This is a genomic window from Kocuria oxytropis (assembly GCF_040981195.1).
GTDB lineage: Bacteria > Actinomycetota > Actinomycetes > Actinomycetales > Micrococcaceae > Kocuria > Kocuria oxytropis.
The window spans coordinates 1-554 of record NZ_JAVFXA010000098.1; the positions used below are offsets into that span (position 1 = coordinate 1).

The window sequence follows — 554 nt, forward strand, 5'->3', positions numbered from 1 at the left end:
ACCTCCGACTACTTCCGGCTCGACGACGAGCTCGGTCCGGAGGAGGTCGCGGTCCGTGACCGGGTCCGGGCCTTCGCCGAGTCCCGGGTGGCCCCGATCATCAACGACTACTGGGAGCGGGCGGAGTTCCCCTGGGAGCTGCTGCCCGGGCTGGGGCGGCTGGGGATCATCGGCACCACCATCCAGGGCCACGGCTGCCCCGGGATGACCCGCAAGGCCGCCGGGATGGTCGCCCGGGAGATGGCCCGGGTCGACGGCAGCATCAACACGTTCCTGGGGGTGCACGCCAACCTGTGCATGGGCGCGATCAACATGCTCGGCTCCGAGCAGCAGAAGGACCGGTGGCTGCCGTCGATGGCCCGGCTGGAGCGGACCGGGGCGTTCGCTTTGACCGAGCCCGAGCACGGCTCGGACTCGGTGGCCCTGGAGACCTCCGCCCGCCGCGAGGGCGGGCAGTGGGTGCTCAACGGGCACAAGCGCTGGATCGGCAACGGCCACGCCGCCGACGTGATCGTCGTCTTCGCCCGCAACACCGCCGACGGGAAGGTCAACGC

At 71.5% G+C, this 554-nt stretch carries 1 protein-coding gene; it reads left to right on the top strand.

Annotated features, from left to right (window positions below; translation table 11 throughout):
- Positions 1-554: acyl-CoA dehydrogenase family protein (locus tag QYM41_RS17765; RefSeq protein WP_368801093.1), on the top strand; the 554-nt coding region annotated here is incomplete at both ends.